The 17,244-nt window shown below is 59.5% G+C and carries 11 protein-coding genes; 2 read left to right on the plus strand and 9 right to left on the minus strand.

Annotated elements, in window-relative coordinates:
* Positions 1 to 139: 139 nt before the first annotated feature.
* The gene (locus ONZ54_RS00065) at positions 140 to 373 is read left to right on the plus strand and encodes a hypothetical protein (protein WP_021139880.1); all 234 of its coding nucleotides are present in this window, start codon (positions 140 to 142) and stop codon (positions 371 to 373) included.
* Here the strand turns inward: ONZ54_RS00065 and ONZ54_RS00070 are convergent.
* Entirely contained in the window at positions 339 to 1,127 is a 789-nt protein-coding gene (locus ONZ54_RS00070) for an AraC family transcriptional regulator (protein ID WP_271787221.1), read from the minus strand. The two genes, ONZ54_RS00065 and ONZ54_RS00070, sit on opposite strands and share 35 nt — an antisense overlap.
* 92 nt (positions 1,128 to 1,219) lie before the next feature.
* Between ONZ54_RS00070 and ONZ54_RS00075 the strand changes: the two genes are divergently transcribed.
* Positions 1,220 to 2,347, plus strand: coding sequence for a multidrug effflux MFS transporter (locus ONZ54_RS00075; RefSeq protein WP_271787222.1), 1,128 nt, complete (start codon positions 1,220 to 1,222; stop codon positions 2,345 to 2,347).
* Positions 2,348 to 2,351: 4 nt separating this feature from the next.
* On the opposite strand, the gene ONZ54_RS00080 is transcribed toward ONZ54_RS00075, so the two are convergent.
* The 8 genes from ONZ54_RS00080 to ONZ54_RS00115 all read right to left on the minus strand — a co-directional run bounded on the left by ONZ54_RS00080 (position 2,352) and on the right by ONZ54_RS00115 (position 17,241).
* The gene (locus tag ONZ54_RS00080; protein ID WP_058395532.1) at positions 2,352 to 3,035 is read right to left on the minus strand and encodes a response regulator; all 684 of its coding nucleotides are present in this window, start codon (positions 3,033 to 3,035) and stop codon (positions 2,352 to 2,354) included.
* Between the two features lie 86 nt (positions 3,036 to 3,121).
* Positions 3,122 to 5,710: a sensor histidine kinase gene (locus tag ONZ54_RS00085; protein ID WP_005319500.1), complete on the minus strand. Its 2,589-nt coding sequence runs from the start codon at positions 5,708 to 5,710 to the stop codon at positions 3,122 to 3,124.
* Positions 5,711 to 5,837: 127 nt separating this feature from the next.
* The gene (locus ONZ54_RS00090; protein ID WP_005319497.1) at positions 5,838 to 6,353 is read right to left on the minus strand and encodes a potassium-transporting ATPase subunit C; all 516 of its coding nucleotides are present in this window, start codon (positions 6,351 to 6,353) and stop codon (positions 5,838 to 5,840) included.
* 170 nt (positions 6,354 to 6,523) lie between these two features.
* A complete protein-coding gene (kdpB, locus tag ONZ54_RS00095) occupies positions 6,524 to 8,581 on the minus strand; it encodes a potassium-transporting ATPase subunit KdpB (RefSeq protein ID WP_042873548.1) in 2,058 nt (685 codons plus the stop codon).
* Between the two features lie 67 nt (positions 8,582 to 8,648).
* On the minus strand, positions 8,649 to 10,331 hold the full coding sequence (gene kdpA / locus ONZ54_RS00100; protein ID WP_096119790.1) for a potassium-transporting ATPase subunit KdpA: 1,683 nt from the start codon (positions 10,329 to 10,331) through the stop codon (positions 8,649 to 8,651).
* A gap of 313 nt (positions 10,332 to 10,644) precedes the next feature.
* The gene (gene gorA / locus ONZ54_RS00105) at positions 10,645 to 11,994 is read right to left on the minus strand and encodes a glutathione-disulfide reductase (protein WP_271787223.1); all 1,350 of its coding nucleotides are present in this window, start codon (positions 11,992 to 11,994) and stop codon (positions 10,645 to 10,647) included.
* A gap of 76 nt (positions 11,995 to 12,070) precedes the next feature.
* Positions 12,071 to 14,068, minus strand: coding sequence for an ATP-binding protein (locus ONZ54_RS00110; protein WP_271787224.1), 1,998 nt, complete (start codon positions 14,066 to 14,068; stop codon positions 12,071 to 12,073).
* Positions 14,069 to 14,160: 92 nt separating this feature from the next.
* Positions 14,161 to 17,241, minus strand: a complete 3,081-nt coding sequence (locus ONZ54_RS00115; protein WP_058395526.1) for a multidrug efflux RND transporter permease subunit — start codon at positions 17,239 to 17,241, stop codon at positions 14,161 to 14,163.
* Between the last annotated feature and the right edge of the window lie 3 nt (positions 17,242 to 17,244).

Below are 17,244 nucleotides of genomic sequence, written 5' to 3' on the forward strand. Positions count from 1 at the left end.
GCATGATGTTTTGTGCGACGTACCTTGGTGTCATAAGAAGATAAATTTAAACAAATTCATAATCTTATGTATTTTTTTAGGATTGGCACGACTATTGGAATAGCTATCTGGTCATCTCAACCATACCGGAGCAAGCCAGATGAAAACCCTGATCGCCACCCTGATAATGAGCACCCTCAGCCTGAATGTCATGGCAACTGAAAACCCCAGACCCGAACTGGATACCGCCAAACTGGGACAGGAGATGCTGGCCCAGCAGCAGGAAGCATCCCGGGCTGTGGTGCTGGATGCCCTCAGCAACTTGAAGCCACTGGCGCTGGATACCCTGGTGGTGGAAGCTAGCTCGGCCGATGCGACTCACCCCGAGAGTTGAGATGACGCAGGGGAGTCTGCCCCGTATGCTGCTTGAAGAAGCTGATGAAGGCGCTGTCGCTGGAGAACTCCAGCGAAGCCGCTACCCGACTGATGGGCACAGCCTCGGCCAGCAGCTCCATGGCGCGCAGCAGACGCCACTGCTGGCGCCATGCCTGATAGCTCATGCCGGTTTCCCGCATGAAGATACGACCTATAGTCTTGTCACTGGCACCCACCCGTTCGGCCAGCCGGTTGAGCCGATCGGGCAGGGTGTCCCCCCGTTTTACCTCCTGTAACCAGACTGCCAGGCGAGGGTCTGCCGGCAACGGCAGCTGCCAGGATTGTCGCGGCGCTTGCGCCAGCTCCTCCATGAACAAGGCCAGCGTCCGGCTCTGCTCCACTTCCGGTTTCTCCCATGGCCAGAGTGCAATTCGTTCTATGATCTCCCGCAGCAGCGGGTTGACAGCGATCACCTGCACACTGGCTGGCAGCTCTGGTTGTGGCATGAAGTAGAGGGATCGGTAGGCCACCACGCCGCGCATCAAGACCCTGTGGGGCGTACCCGCCGGCAGCCAGGCTGCCCGACTGGGTGGCAGCAGACAGACCTGGTTCGCCAGCTCTATGCTCATGCAGCCCGCCTGGGCGAACAACAGCTGATGGCGTTGATGCTGATGCAGGCCTGAGTCGTGCCAACCCAGTGCAGAGGCTATGCCGATCACGCTGCCAGTCAGGCGGTCGGGATCAAAAGGGTGATCGGGAAGAATAAAGGCCATATGTCTGATTGTTGATGTTTATAGTCTTGCTTATTGTAATCAGACATTTCGTATCTCTCTAGACTGGCAACCTCTCGTCAAGGAGGTTTGTCATGAACAACAAGTTGCCACCGCTCTGGCTGGTGGTCGGATTGATGATGTTTCCCCAGATAGTGGAGACCATCTACAGCCCTGTGCTGACGCATATTGCCGGTCAGTTCAGGGTGAGTGACGGGCAGGCGTCCCAGACACTGTCAGTCTATTTTCTGGCGTTTGCGGTAGGGGTTGTCTGTTGGGGTCGCCTCTGCGATCTGATCGGTCGGCGTCCGGCCATGCTGGCCGGTCTGCTGACCTACGGGGCAGGCAGTCTGCTGGCATTGCTGGCCAACCAGTTTGAAACCCTGCTGCTGGCCCGGATTATCTCGGCCTTTGGCGCAGCCGTGGGATCTGTCGTGACCCAGACCATGCTGCGTGACAGCTATCAGGGCAGCGATCTGGCCCGTGTCTTCTCCGTGATGGGGGTGGCTCTGTCCATCAGCCCTGTGTTGGGGCTGGTGAGCGGCGGTCTGTTGGCCGAGCAGTTAGGCTATCTTGGTGTCTTCAGCGGTTTGCTGGTGCTGGCCCTGGGATTGACGGTGATCGCCAGCTGGCGTCTGCCGGAAACCCGTCCTGCCATCACTACCCGGGTGGCTCTCTGGCCACTGGCGTGCCGGATGGCAAGGGATGGCGGGCTCTGGCGCAGCGCCCTGCTGGTCGCTCTGTTCAATACCATGCTGTTTGGCTACTACAGCCTGGCACCGTTTCTGTTTGCCGGATTGGGATTGAATGCCAGCGAGTTCGGCTATTCCGGCCTGGTGTTGGCGCTAGGGACTCTGATCGGCAGCCTGCTGAACAAGCGCTTGCTGGGCAAGGGCTGGCAGTCGATGTCGCTCATCCGGTTGGCCACGTCGCTGGCGCTGGGGGCGGGGGTTGCTGTGTGGGTGAGTCAGGATTCGCTCTGGTTCCTGTTGCCCATGATGGGGGTGGTCGTGGCCTTTGGTATTGCCATTCCCAATGTGCTCAGTCAGGCCTTGCTGACTTATCGGGAGGTGGCAGGCAGTGCGGGTGCTCTGTTCGGGCTGGCCTACTACCTGTTGCTCAGTCTGGGGTTGGCACTGGCGGCCGGTTTGCAGGATCTGGGCATGCTGCTCTTTGGCTGTGGCCTCTTGGCCGTACTGTGCAGCGGACGGCGTTCCACGTGAAACATCAGCTGCCGATAAAACGGTAGCCGATACCGGATTCGGTTTCAATCAGGCTGGGTTGCTGGGGATTATCCCCCAGCTTCTTGCGCAGACTGGCGATGACGATGCGCAGGTAGTGGGTATCTTCCTTGTGGCTCGGCCCCCATATGTCGTTGAGCAGCTGGGTCTGCATCACCAGCTTGCCGGGATGGCACACCAGCGCCTGCAGCAGGGCAAACTCCTTGCGAGACAAGGGAATTTCCTCATCATGCAGGCTCACCTTGTGGCTGCTGGCGTCCAGGGTCAGGCCACATTGTGGGAAGTGGCGGCGTTCGCCGCTGCTGACTCCGGCCCGCTGGCGCAGCAATACCCGGATGCGGGCCATCATCTCCCCAATGCCGAACGGCTTGCTCATATAGTCGTTGGCGCCAGCATCCAGCAGTCGCACCTTCTCCTGTTCCGAATCCCGCGCCGACAGTACCAGTACCGGATTCTGGTGATGTTCGCGAATGGCTTGCAGTATCTGAATGCCATCCCCATCCGGCAGGCCGAGATCCAGGATCACCAGATCGGGATTGAGATGGCGATACAGCTCCAACCCTTCGTTGACCCCTACCGCCTCGCTGACCTGATGCCCTTCGGCAATCAGGCTGATACGCAGAAAGCGGCGAATCGCCGCTTCATCATCTATGACCAATATGTGAGCCATCTAGTCTCCTGAGGCGAACATTGGGGGAGGGCTGAGGCGAGGGGAAATAGCACTCTCTGCCATCGCTGTGAGCCATATGCGGACCATTATACCTCAGGTGCGTTGAGGGCAAGCGGCAGCGAGATGCGCATGCAGGTGCCGTTGCCATTGGGACCGGAGAATGCCCAGATACGGCCGCCATGGGCCTCTATCATAGCGCGAGAAATGGCGAGGCCAAGCCCGGTGCCGCGACTGCCGCAATCGCCGACAGGCTGGGTGTAGAACAGATTGAAGATCTTGTCCCGGTCCGACTCGGCGATGCCGACCCCGATATCTATGATGTCGAGGATGAGGTCCGGATCCGCCAGCATCACCTTGAATTCTATGGGGGTGCCGGCCGGTGAGTAGCGGGAGGCATTGTCGAGGATATTGACCAGCACCTGCTCGATAAGGGCACCGTGCACATAGAGCTGGGGGATCTGCTGATCGAAGTGCACCAGCAGCTTGTGCTGACGCCAGGAAGACTCCAGCCGCTTGCGGGCACTCTCCACCAGATCGGCCAGGTCGACCCAGTCGCGTTTCAGCTGGAAGTCGGGTGAACCGATGCGGGTCATGTCCAGCAGGTTCTGCACATAGCTGTGCAGGCGACGGGCCTCGTCCTGCACCGAATGGAGCAGTTCGCTGCGATCCTCCGGGCTGATCCTGTCACCGTACTCCAGCAGGGTGCTGCCAGCCCCCATTATGGTGGCGAGCGGGGTTTTCAGGTCGTGAGAGACAGACGAGAGCAGGGCCGCACGCATCCGATCCGTCTCCGCCTGCAACTGGCTGTCGGCCAACCGTTCGTTGAGATCGATCCGTGCCAGGGCCGCGCGGATGTCGGTGAGCAGGGCTTGCAGCTGATGCTCGGCCGAAGAGGCGAGCGGGTTGGACAGTCGAATGCCTAGGATCAGCTCATCGGTAAGATGGTGATATTGGGCTTCGGCTGCATTGAGGGTGGCTGTGTGGGCACCGGCGCTCTGCTTCTGGGCCAGACACCAGTCGATGGCCGCCTTGTCGGTCTGGCCCGGATTGTGTTGGGCCGAGCCCGCCCTGTGTTGATAGTCCTGATCGAGGGCAAAGACGGGTTGGGCCAGGGCCAGCGAGATGGCCTGGGTGCCTTGCCTGAGCACCTCTTCCGGGCTGCTGGCGGTGGCCAGCCCCTGGCTCAGCGACAGCAGGGCGTTGCCGAGCTGCTGGGTTTCGCGCAAGCCCACCAGCTGTTGGCGCTGGCGGGAGGCGAGCCGCCCCGCCGTCATGCCGACGATGAGCAGCACGAACAGGGTGAGCAGATCACTGTGACTGGCCACGCTGAGGGAGAAGTAGGGAGCGGTGAACAGCAGATTGTGGCCGACGAACCCCAGCACGGCCGCCAGAATGGCGGGCACCAGGCTGGTGGTGAGTGCCGTCGCCAGCACCCCCAATACGAACAGCAGCGGCAGGGAGGCAGGGGGCAGCCAGTGAGAGAGTCCCCAGGCGGCAGCCGATGTCAGCCCCATTATGGTCACTGCCAGCAGACTCTGGCGAATGTCCTTGGGGTGAAGCGGCTGCAATCCTATGCCGGGTTTGCGCTTCTCGGTATCCACCAGCGTGATTTCGAGCCCTTGTGCCTGCTTGAGCAGGTGTTGCACCAGGGAGCGGCGCCAGGGGGCCTTGTGGGGTTTGCCGAGCAGCAGTTGCGAGACCTGTTGCTGCTCGGCCGTTTCCAGCAGGGTACTGGCTACCGCCGGGCTGGAGAGAGTCAGCACCTTGGCCCCTAGGTGGGAGGCCAGCGCCAGTGCCTGCTCCAGTTCGGCGGAGCGTTGCCCCTTGCTGTCGATGTGGACCACCAGCCAGGGCAGCTGGCGGCGCTGGGCGAAACGGTGGCCGTAGCGCACCAGTGCAGAGCCGTGCTGATCGCCGAGGCAAACCATCAGCTTGCCTCGCAACGGCAGCGTTGTCTTGCCTGCGGCTTGCCACTGCAGTTGCAGATCCCCCTCCACGTGGCTGGCGGCGGTCTGCATCGCCAGCTCGCGCAGGGCGGTCAGGTTGTTGAGGGAGAAGAAGGATTGCAGGGCGGCCTTGGCCTGATGGGGCACATAGACCTTGCCCTCCTTGAGCCGGCCGAGCAACTCCTTGGGGGGCAGGTCGATCAGCACTATGCTGTCGGCCTCCAGCAGCACCTGATCGGGCAGGGTCTCCTTGACCCTGACTCCGGTCAGTTGCCACACCAGATCGTTGAGGCTCTCGAGGTGTTGCACGTTGAGGGTGGAGTAGACGTCGATGCCGGCACCGAGCAGCTCCTCTACATCCTGCCAGCGTTTTTCGTGGCGGCTGCCGGGGGCGTTGCTGTGGGCCAGCTCATCCACCACCACTATGGCGGGTTTGCGTGCAAGCAGCGCATCCAGATCCATCTCCTCCAGACGTTGCTGGCGGTGGAGATGGAGTTTGCGTGGCTGGATGGCAAGCTTGTCGAGCAGGGCCAGAGTCTCCTGACGGCCGTGGGTTTCCACCACGCCGATCAGGATATCGACCCCCTCTCTTGCCTGCTCACGCACTGCCTGCAGCATGGCGTAGGTCTTGCCTACGCCGGGTGCGGCACCGAGGAATACCTTCAGCTTGCCCTTGTGTTCTTGCTCCAGGCTCGCCAGCAAGGCGTCGGCCCTTGCCTCATCACGCATCCCGGTGCTCCCGCTCCAGACTTGCCGCCTTTACCTCATTACGCATTATTGTCCTTATCGAGCAACCGCTGGCTCAGTTCGAAAATGTGGGTCATCGCCAGCCCGTATGTGCCGGACTTTGCCTCCATCAGGCATCCTTGCCCTGATCGAGCAACAGATTCAGCTGAAGGATATTGACCACTTGCGGGCCAAGGATACCAGCTTGTGTCGCCGACTTGACCTGCTCCGTCAGCAAGGCGGGATCCAGCCCTCGCTGCTTGGCCACTCTGTCCACCTGAGCCAACACGGCATCCACCGGCAAATGGGGGTCGAGGCCCGAGCCGGAGCGGGTCAGCATGGCGGGAGACTGGACATCACCCTGTGCCTTGGCGAACTCGCTACGCAATGGTGAGCTGACGCCCAGGTTGCTGGCGCCGCTGCCAATGGTGGCGAAGTCACTGGCGGAAGGACGGGAATGAAAGTACTCAGCCCGCTCGAATTTCTGCGCCAGCAGGGCGCTACCGACAAACTCTTGCTTCTTGTTGGTCAACTGGCTGCCATTGGCCTGCCAGGGAAACAGCAACTGGGCCACACCTGTCACTGCCAGGGGGTAGCCGACGCCCAGCAACAGGGTCAGGGTCAGCAGGGTTCTGATTGCGATCATGATTTTCTTGCTCCAAACAGGTTGATGGGATGCAAGCCTGGCTTGCACCCCGCTATGTCGTTACACCAGACCCAGGCCTGTGATGACCAAGTCGATCAGCTTGATGCCGATTAATCGGGTGCACCAGCAGGCCATGGACACCATGGATTCAGCGCGTTGCGCCCTTGTTCCTACACCAAGCCCAGGCCGGTAATGACCAGATCGATCAACTTGATGCCGATAAAGGGCACCAGCAGACCCCCGACACCGTAGATCATCAGGTTGCGGCGCAGCAGGCTGGCAGCCGTTCCCTTCAGACTGACACCGCGCAGGGCCAGCGGTACCAGCGCCACAATGATCAGGGCGTTGAAGATGATGGCTGACAAGATGGCGCTTTCGGGGCTACCCAGCTGCATCAGGTTCAGCGCACCCAGTTGCGGATAGGCAGCGATGAACAGGGCCGGCAGTATGGCAAAGTACTTGGCCACGTCGTTGGCGATGGAGAAGGTTGTCAATGCTCCCCGGGTCACCAGCAACTGCTTGCCGACCAGTACCACGTCCAGCAGCTTGGTGGGGTTGGAGTCGAGATCCACCAGGTTGCCCGCCTCCTTGGCGGCCTGGGTGCCCTCGTTCATGGCCAGGCCCACATCAGCCTGTGCCAGCGCGGGCGCATCGTTGGCACCGTCACCACACATTGCCACCAGACGTCCGTCCGCCTGCTCTTGGCGAATATAAGCCAGCTTCTTCTCCGGCGTTGCTTCTGCGATAAAGTCATCCACCCCGGCTTCGGCAGCGATGGCGGCGGCGGTCAGCGGGTTGTCACCTGTGATCATCACGGTGCGGATCCCCATGTGACGCAGGATCTGGAAGCGGGCCTTGATGCCTGGCTTGATGATGTCCTTGAGGAACACGACTCCCAGCAGTTTCTCGTGGGTGCAGACCAGCAGCGGCGTGCCGCCCTGGCGAGCTATGTGATCCACCGACTTGAGGATTACCTCTGGCACTGCCTTGCGGTCGAGAGAGAGGTAGTTGAGCACTGCATCCACAGCCCCCTTGCGATATTGGTGACCGTTGCGATCCAGACCGCTCAGGCGGGTCTCGGCACTGAAGGGGATCACCTTGTCGCTCTCCAGCTGGCTCGGCTTGGCCATGCTCTTGCCCGCCAGGGTCAGGATGGACTTGCCCTCCGGCGTATTGTCGCCAAGGGAGGCCAGCATGGCCGCCTGGGCAAGCAAGGAGGGATCCACCCCTGGTGCCGGGATCAGCTCGTCTGCCATGCGGTTACCGAAGGTGATGGTGCCTGTCTTGTCCAGCAACAGGGTGCGCACGTCACCGGCGGCCTCCACGGCACGGCCTGATTTGGCTATCACGTTCAGCTTCACCAGCCGGTCCATACCGGCGATACCGATGGCGGAGAGCAGACCGCCTATGGTGGTCGGTATCAGGGTGATGAAGAGGGCGATCAGATAGAGCCTGGGTACCTGGGTGCCGTTGTAGTTGAGGAACCAGGGCAGGGTCGCCACCACCAGCAGGAAGATCAGGGTCAGACCCACCAGCAGGGCGTCGAGCGCCATCTCGTTCGGGGTCTTCTGGCGCTTGGCTCCTTCGACCAGGGCTATCATCCGATCCAGCGTGCTTTCACCCGGATTGTTGCTGACGCGTACCCAGATCTCGTCGGAGACAACTGTGGTGTTGCCAGTCACGCCACTGCGGTCGGTGCCGGATTCGCGGATGACGGGGGCAGATTCCCCCGTGATGGCGGCTTCGTTGACCGAGGCGATACCGGCGACCACTTCACCATCGGCCGGGATCATCTCGCCGCTGCGTACCAGCACCAGATCGCCTTTCAGCAGGCTGGTGGCAGGCACCCATTCGCCCTGACCATCTTTGGCATCGGTCACCCGACGAGCCTTGAGCTGGCTCATGCCCGCCTTCAGACTGTCGGCTCTCGCCTTGCCACGACCTTCGGCCAGAGTTTCTGCGAAGTTGGCAAACCAGAGGGTCAGCCACAGCCAGGCGGTCAGCTGCCAGGCCAGACTGGGGGCGACCCCAGACAAGGGCTGCCCCAGCAGGGACTCCACGGTTGCCATGACGGCAGCCAGCCAGAGTGTGAACAGAATAGGGCTGCCAAACAGTGCCTTGGGATTGAAGCGGTAAAGCGCTTCGGCCATGGCCTGCACGATTTGCGAGCGTTGCTTTTTACCCTTCACCTTGTCGGCATGGGTTGTGATGGATATGGACTTGCTCATTGAAAAGCTCCCAGTATCAAATAGTTGACCATTGGCATCTGTGATGTGATCGCGCTGGCGTCGTTCATCAGAACGCTCCCTGCATCAGGCTCAGATGCTCGGCTACCGGGCCCAGTGCCAGTACCGGCAGGAAGGAGAGCCCACCTATCAGCAACACTGTGATAATCAGCAAGGTGATGAACAGAGGGCCGCGGATCGGGAAGTCACCCTCACCCGTCTCCTGGCGCGGGGCTCGGGCAAGCTGACCAGCGATGGCAAGCACAGGTATGATGTAACCGAAGCGACCGAGCAGCATGGCCAGGCCGATGGCGATGCATTGCCAGCTATCGGCGGCTGCGAGACCAGCAAAGGCAGAGCCGTTGTTACCCGCTGCCGAGGCATAGGCATAGATCAGCCGTGACAGCCCGTGGGGCCCTTCATGACCAATGATGGTGCTGGCATCCGGCATCAGCAGAGTGACCCCGCCTAACACCAATACCCCGACTGGCATTACCAGCATGCTGGCGACAACCCATTTCATCTCAGTGATACCGAGGCGCTTGCCCAGATAGGTCGGGGTGCGTCCCACCATCAAGCCGCAGAGGAACACGGTCAGCAGCACGAACAGCATCATGCCGTAGATACCCGAGCCCACGCCGCCGAAGATGACCTCGCCGAGCAGCATGTTGATCATGCCGACCATGCCGCCGAGGGGGGTGAAGCTGTCATGCATGGAGTTGACTGCACCGTTGGAGGCAGCAGTGGTCGCGACTTCCCAAATACTGGAAAGCACGGGGCCGAAGCGGCTCTCCTTGCCTTCCCAGTTGCCTGCCTGGCTGGTGATATGGGCCAGATTGGGATCCAGCTTCATCTCCTGGGAAAGGGAGAGGCAGAGCCCCAGCACGAACAGCAAGGCCATGGCGGTGAGGATGGCACGGCCGTGGCCCGTGTCCTTCACATAGCGACCCAGGGTACAGACCAGCGCGGCGGGAATGGTCAGCAGGGTGACCATCTCCAGCCAGTTGGAGAGGGCTGTCGGGTTCTCGAACGGATGTGCCGAGTTGACACCGAAGAAGCCACCACCGTTGGAACCGAGCTGCTTGATGGCGATTTGAGAGGCAGCTGGGCCCAGCGGCAGCAGTTGCTCCTGACCTTCCAGACTGTGGAACGGCAGATAGGCAGACAGACTCTGGGGCACACCTTGCCACACCAGCAGCAGCGCCATGATCAGCGCCAGTGGCAGCAGCACATAGAGGCAGAAGCGCACCAGATCTTGCCAGAAGTTGCCTAGATGAATGGTCTGCTGGCGGGAGATACCACGAAACAGGGCGACGGCAACGGCTGCACCAGTACCGGCGGAGACGAAGTTCTGGGTGGTAAGCCCCACCATCTGGCTGAAGTAGGAGAGGCTGGCCTCACCGGAATAGGCTTGCCAGTTGGTATTGGTCATGAAGCTGACCGCTGTGTTGAAGGCCAGTTCCCAGTTCAGCCCTGGCAATTGCTGCGGGTTGAGGGGAAGCAGGCCTTGTGCCATCAGGATCAGGAACAGCAGACCGAAACCGGCACCGTTGAAGGCCAGCAGGCTGAGGGCGTAGGACTTCCAATCCTGCTCCCGTCCGTCCGTGCCGCAGCAGGCCAGGGTGGCGCGCTCGATCGGCGACAGCCAGCGGCTCTTGCCTTCAAACACCCGATACATATAGCTGCCAAGCAGGGGTGCTGGCAGCAGGACCAGCAGCACAAAGGCTACCGGATAGATCACTTCTTGCCACATATCAGATCCCTCACTCGTGGCTGCGCGTTAACGCGCGCAACAGATAACCCATCAGGGCGAGGACCAGCAGCAGATATAGCCAATTCATATCGACTCCATTGAAATAATTAGCTGCAAGAGTCGATGTAAAACAGCATCGACTCCGTTGGTGTAGTTGACGCTGAAAGGGTATGTAAAACAGGCGTAAAGGCGCCATAAAGCGGCATGGGGCGGGCGTAAAATCGGCGTAAAAAGCGAGGGTTTGTCGGGCTGGCGAAGGGCAGATATGAAAAAACCCGGCCTGGACCGGGTTGATAGGAAAAGGGTGAGAGGCTTAGCGCATCGTCACGAACTCTTCCGCGCTGGTGGGATGAATGGCCACGCAGTTATCGAAATCAGCCTTGGTAGCGCCCATCTTCATGGCGACACCGAAGCCTTGCAGGATCTCGTCCATGGCAAAGCCGATGCCGTGCAGACCGACCACTTTTTCTTCCGGCCCGACACAGACCAGTTTCATGCGGGTGGGTTGGCGATGCTGTGTCAGTGCCGAATACATGGCGGTGAACTGGCTGCGGTACACCTTCACCTGACTCTCGCCATACTCGGCGATGGCCTCCGGCTCGGTCAGGCCTATGGTGCCAATGGGGGGGTGGCTGAACACCACTGTCGGCACCAGATTGTAGTCAAGGTGCTCGTTCGGCTTGTTGTTGAACAACCGCTCCGAGAGGCGGCGACCTGCGGCGACGGCCACCGGGGTCAGCTGGATGCGACCCGTGTTGTCACCCACCGCATAGACGTTGGCGACGTCGGTGTTCTGAAACTTGTCGGTCGGGATAAAACCCTTGTCGTCCAGTTCGATGCCGGCTGCTGTCAGGTTGAGATTGTCGGTGGCTGGCGTGCGGCCAATGGCCCAGATCAGGCAGTCGACCGTGAGGTGGCGACCATCTTCCAGCTGCAGTGTCAGACTGTCATCGACGTTCTTGATTACCGCTTTGGGAGTGGCATGGGTGTGCAGTTTGGGCCCTTCTTGCGCCATGATCTCCACCAGGGTCTCGTGGATCATGGGATCGAAGTTACGCAGCGGCGCGTGTTTGCGAACCACCAGATGGGTTTCACTGCCGAGGGCCTGCATCACGCCAGCAATTTCGACGGCGATATAGCCAGCACCGACCACGGCAACCCGCTTGGGCTGTGCCTGCAGATCGAAGAAACCATCAGAGTCGATCCCCAGTTCGGCGCCGGGAATAGTGGGTACTTCAGGGCGGCCACCGGTGGCGATCAGTATGTGATCGGCCGTGTATTGTTCACCATTGACCTCGATCGTGTTGCTATTGACGAAGCGGGCGAAGCCTTTGACGACGGTGATCTGGTTTTTGCCCAGCACATTCTGGTAGGACTGATGGATGCGGCCTATATAGGCCTGGCGGGACTCGACCAGCTTGGCCCAGCTGAATTGATTGAGTGTGGTATCGAAGCCGTAATCGGCGCCATATTTCAGGGCATCGGCGATCTGGCCTGCATACCACATGGCTTTCTTAGGTACACAACCGACGTTGACGCAGGTTCCCCCCAACTCTTTGGCTTCAATCAGGGCAACTTTTTTGCCGTACATGGCAGCCCGGTTCGCCGAGGCGATACCGCCACTGCCGCCGCCGATGGCGATATAGTCAAAATGCTGTGCCATTGCGAGATTCTCCGCTCATTAAGAAGGCAATCACAGCATGATGGGGATAAAGCGGCTGGCTCACAAGAGCCAGCACTCAGTTATGTTGGATTGGCAGGCGAATATGGAACTGGGCGCCATTGCCCGGTTCGCTGGCACAGCTGATGCGGCCTTTCAGCAACTGCACCACCAGGTTGTAGATGATGTGGGTGCCGAGCCCGCTGCCGCCCTGGCCTCGCTTGGAGGTGACAAAGGGGTCGAAGATGCGCGGCAATATCTCCGGCGGTATGCCGCGGCCGTTGTCGCTGTAGTTGATCAGCAGCTCTTCACCCTCTTGTTCCACCTTGATGGTGATCTTCTTGGGCTTGTCCCAGTTATCAAAACCATGGTTGATGGAGTTGAGGATCAGGTTGGAATAGATTTGGGTAAAGCTGCCGGGGAAAGAGAAGATGGACAGCTTGGGATCGCACTGGATATCCACTTCGCACTGGGCTTTTTTCAGCTTGTGACCGAGGGAAACCACTACCTGATGCAGGTTGTCAGCGAGGCTGAAGTTGTAGCGTGCTTCCGATGACTGATCGACTGCCACCTGCTTGAAGCTGGCGATAAGCTCCGAGGCGCGTCTCAGGTTGCTCTGCAGCAACTGCATGGATTCATCGAGGTTGACGGTGAACTCATTGAGGTAAGAGCGCGACAGCTGTTTGGAGTCGATGTGCAGCTTGAAGTCAGCCACTCGCTCCTGCAAATAGGAGGAGGCGGTGACGCTGATGCCGATAGGGGTGTTGATCTCGTGGGCGACCCCTGCGACAAGGGAACCGAGTGAGGCCATTTTTTCCGACTCTACCAGGGTTTGCTGCGCCTGTTTCAGGTCGTCGTACGCCTTGCCCAGTTGGTTGTTGGCATCGCTCAGGCTACGTGTCCGTTCCACCACCTTGCCTTCCAGCAGTTCGTTGAGCTGAATGATCTCTCGCTCAACCTTCTTCAGGCGGGTGATGTCATAACCGAATCCGATCAGATACTTGAGATTGGGGCCTTCGTAAAAGGGGGCGAAGGTCCACTGCAGCACCAGCTCATGGCCCTGCTGGTCATGCATGATGACCTCTTTGTCCTCAATGGCGCCATGATCGGCCAGGGTCAGAGTCAGGTCTTCCCGCTGCTCCTGGCTGACAAACAGATCCAGCCAGTTGTGCTGCAATATTTCCTGCTGGTGATAGCCGGTCAGCAGTATGGCCGCGGGGTTGATGCTGGCGATGTTGAGATCCGGCTCCATGCAACAGATGACCATGTTGGCCGAGTTGATCAGCGTTGCCGAGAAGTCCCGCTCCTGTTGCAGCTGTTCTGCCGCTTGATGGCGCGCCGCAAACTCATCGTTCAGCCGTGCTCGCATCTGGTTGAGGGTGGCAACCAGGGTATCCAGTTCGTCGGGTTTCTTGCGGGGCAGGGGGCGGCCTTCCAGCGTCAGTTCGACTGTCAGCCTGTCCAGATTGAATTTTTGGGCGTAGTTGGCGATGCGGTTGAGATGACGAACCACCAGATAGTAAATGATGATCAGGATGCAGAATGAGACCACCAGCGTCTTGATGGTCTGACTGACCATGATCAGCACGGATTTTTCGATAAGGCGCTGATAGATCTGCTCGAGGGAGGCGGCGACGAAGAGCTTGCCAACCACTTCACCCTGATAGGTGAGGTTGAACTCGCGGGAGATGTCGTAGCTTTCCCGTTCGACCCCCTGGGTCAACAGCGGGACTTCCGAGTTGCCGAGCATCTCCTTGACCATCACGAATTGCATGTTGGGCAGGTTCATGATGCCTTCGATCTGCACCTTGACCTGCTCTTCATCCAGGTTCCACAAACTGGCGGCGATGGGCTGCAGGAAGGAGGCTTCGATCTGGCCGATGCTGTCTTCGATGACGGCAACATCCTTGCGGTAATCCCAGCCAAGCTGAAGCACCGTAATGATCATCGCCAATACGGTACTGCACACCAGAATATAGGAGAGCAGTCGGTATGAGAGTCCGTTGCGGCCGACGGCCTGCGCGGTCTTGGAGAAGAGTCCTGACATGGCGTCCTTGCGGTCTGGATATATTGCCATTTAGTTTAACTGCTTCATGCACTTATGTCGTGTTTCGTTAGCGTGATAAAAATAAGGCCCCGAAACGGGGCCTTGAGCAGTCAATTTGGGTATCAGTGACTCCCTTTCGCCTTGGGCGGAATGGATTCATCAAACACCGGCAGGGGTTTGTGTTCGGAGGCCAGGTAGGTATAGATCACCGGCAGCACGAACAGGGTGAAGATGGTGCCGATCGCCAGACCGGCCACGATCACGATACCGATACTGAAGCGCTGGGCCGCACCGGCACCCGCGGCATACAGCAGCGGGATCAAACCCGCAATCATGGCAGCCGTTGTCATCAGTATGGGGCGCAGACGCACCTTGGCTGCCTGCATCACGGCTTCCATCCGGTTCATGCCATGCAGCAACTGCTCTTCCTTCGCCACTTCGCAGATCAGAATACCGTGCTTGGTAATCAGACCCACTAGGGTGATAAGGCCCACCTGGGAGTAGATGTTCATGGTGGCCATGCCCCATGCCAGCGCAATCAAGGCGCCACTGATGGCAAGAGGGACAGATACCATGATGACAAGGGGGTCACGCACGGATTCGAACTGGATCGCCAGCACCAGGAAGATGATGGCCAGGGCCAGTGCGAAGGTGGCGTAGAGCGCATTGCCCTCGGTCACGAACTGGCGGGCTTCACCCATGAAGTCGTAGCGATAGCCTTGCGGCAGCTTCTCTTCGGCTGTGGCCTTGAACCAGTTGATTGCATCTCCCATGGCCACGCCCGGTGCCGGTACTGCGCCTATGGTGGCCGAGTTCAGCTGGTTGAAGTGGGGCAGGGCACGTGGCTCACCGACCACTTCGATACTGATGAGGCTCCCCAGCGGGATGGATTTACCGTCAGCCGCCCGCACGTAGTAACCCTTGATGGATTCCGGGTTCATGCGGTACTTGCGCTCGACCTGCGGGATCACCTCATAGGAGCGGCCATCCAGATCGATACGGTTGACGTAACCGTCCGCCATCATGGTGCCCATGGTGATACCTATGTCCTGCATGGTGATGCCGTAGGCACCCGCCTTGTCCTTGTCGATCTTGATCTTCATGGTGGCGGAGTCGTAGTTCAGATCGAGATCCGAATAGACGAATTGGCCGTTGGCCTGGGTGGCTGCGAGCATCTCACCGGCGATCAGGAACAGGCTCTCGAAGCTCTTCGGCGTCGTGATGACGAACTGGATCGGCAGACCGCTCGACGCACCTGGCAGTTCCGGGAACTGGAAGGTGGTGATGGCCATGCCGGGGATGTCTTTCACCAGATTGGCAACCCGGTCCAATACCTCTTTCTGGCTCGCTTCACGCTGGCTCCAGGGCACCATGGAGGCGATACCAAAGGCCTGGTTGGCATTGAACACACCGGAGAAGACCTGGGAGTAGGCGATTTCCGGCTGCTCATCCAGGATCTTGTTCACGTCCGCCATGGTGTTTTCGATGTAGTCCAGGTTGGCGTTGGACGGTGCCGTACCCAGCACGGCCATAACCCCCTTGTCCTCTGACGGAGCCAGTTCACTGGGGATGAACTTGAACAGCAGCGGCAGGCTGCCGAACACTATGACGGCAAACACCAGGACCACGATGCGCTTTTGCATCACGGCGTGCAGCATGCTGTCGTAGCGGTCTGTCATCCGTTCCAGCAGGTGATGAACCGTGCTCTCGAACTTGCCCGGCTTTTCGTTGGCCTTGAGCATCTTGGCGCACATCATGGGCGACAGGGTCAGGGCTATGATGCCGGAGACAAATACTGCCCCCGCCAGGGTCAGGGCAAACTCCTTGAACAGGGAACCCGTGATGCCGCCCATCAGGGCGATCGGCGCGTATACAGCCGCCAGGGTGACCGTCATGGCGATAACCGGCACGGCTATCTCGCGGGTCCCTATGATGGCGGCCCGGAAGGGTTCCTCCCCCTGTTTGATATGCCGATCGACGTTCTCCAGCACCACTATGGCGTCATCCACCACCAGACCTATGGCCAGTACCATGGCCAGCAGGGTCATCAGGTTTATGGAGAAGCCGAACAGATCCATCATCATCACTACGCCGATCAGACTGAGCGGTATTGTGATGATCGGGATGATGACGGCACGGAAGGAGCCAAGGAACAGGGTGATCACCACCAGCACGATGGCAGCTGCTTCCAGTATGGTTTTGATAACCTCGTGGATGGACTCGTTGATAGCGATGGTTGAGTCATACAGCACATTGGTCTGCATGGTACTCGGCATGTTGCTCTTCAGGCTCGGCATCAACTCCAGTACATCGTGGGCGATGTTGATGGGGTTGGCAGTCGGTGCTGCGTTGACCGCCATGACCACGGCTTCGCGACCGTTGGCACTGGCGCGGTAGATGTCGTGGCTCTTCTCCAGCGTCACCTTGGCGATGTCGGAGAGGCGGATCACCTTGCCGTCACGGGTGGCGACGACCAGCCGCTTGAGCTCGTCGGTATCGCTGACCTGGGTCTCGGCATTGCCGTTGAACAGGGTGAAGTAACCCGTCGCCTGACCGGTGGCTGACTGATAGTTGTTGCTGTTGAGCACAGTCATCACGTCGCTGGCGGTCAGGTTGAAGGCTGCCATCTTGGCCGGATCCAGCCATACCCGCAGGGCAAATTCGACCCCACCGTAGAGGTCAACCTTGGACACACCGCCCACGGTGAACAGCTGCGGCTTGATGACCCGTTCCAGATAGTCAGTGATCTGGCTGGAGTTGAGTTCTGGACTGGTGAAGCCAAGATACAGCACTGCCGTGGTCGAGCCGGTGGAGGAGGTGACCGAAGGGTCTTCCGCCTCTTTCGGCAACTGGGATCGTACCGAGTTGACCTTGGCCAGTATGTCGGAGAGCGCGGCGTTGGGGTCCGTGTTCAGCTTCATGAAGGCCGTGACAGTGGAGCTGCCCAGCTGACTGGAGGAGGTCATGAAGTCGATGTTGTCGGCTTGTGCCACCGCCTGCTCCAGCGGCTGGGTGATGAATCCCTGGATCAGGTCTGCACTGGCGCCATAGTAGCTGGTGCTGACCGTGATCACCGTATTGGTCACCTCGGGGTATTCCCGCACCTGCATCTTGAAGATGGCCTGAAAGCCCAGCAGGGCGATCAGGAAGCTGAGCGAGATCGCCAGCACAGGCCGTTTTATAAATATGTCAGTAAATCGCATTGC

It is taken from the genome of Aeromonas salmonicida (assembly GCF_028355655.1).
Lineage (GTDB): Bacteria > Pseudomonadota > Gammaproteobacteria > Enterobacterales > Aeromonadaceae > Aeromonas > Aeromonas salmonicida.